Genomic DNA, 446 nt, shown 5'->3' with positions numbered 1-446 from the left:
TGACGTTGTGCGGCAGGCGGCGATGGGCTTGCGTGAGCGCAAGAAGCAACGTACCCGGGCGACATTGATCGAGGCTGCCATCGATCTGTGTGACCGCCAGGGTTTCGAGCAAACCACGGTTGAACAGATCGCCGCGGTGGCCGATGTGTCCCCGCGCACGTTCAGCCGCTACTTCGCCACCAAGGATGCCGTCGTGTTGGCATTCGTCGATGAGGTGATCGAGATCGTCGCGATCGCGCTCGCCGCGCAACCGGCCGACATCCCCCATATGGAGGCGCTCTACCGGGCGCACGTGGAGGCGTTCCTCAACACCAAGACTGCGCCACCCACTCAGCTCACGTCGGATCGGCTGTTGGCTTCGGCGCGCATCGTCACGTCGTCTCCGGCGCTGATGCAGTCCGCGTCGGAGTTCCGGGCGGATGCGGTCAACGTGGCGCTGGCAGAGC

1 protein-coding gene is annotated in these 446 nt (G+C 65.0%); it reads left to right on the top strand.

Going from position 1 to position 446, the window contains the following annotated elements; genetic code table 11:
• Positions 1–22 precede the first annotated feature (22 nt).
• Positions 23–446: TetR family transcriptional regulator (locus tag BKG76_RS23050; protein ID WP_236737637.1), on the top strand; the 424-nt coding region annotated here is incomplete at its 3' end.

Origin of the sequence: Mycobacteroides franklinii (assembly GCF_001853795.1) — a bacterium.
GTDB classification, from domain to species: Bacteria; Actinomycetota; Actinomycetes; order Mycobacteriales; family Mycobacteriaceae; genus Mycobacterium; species Mycobacterium franklinii.
This window is presented reverse-complemented; position numbering and strand designations above follow the sequence as displayed.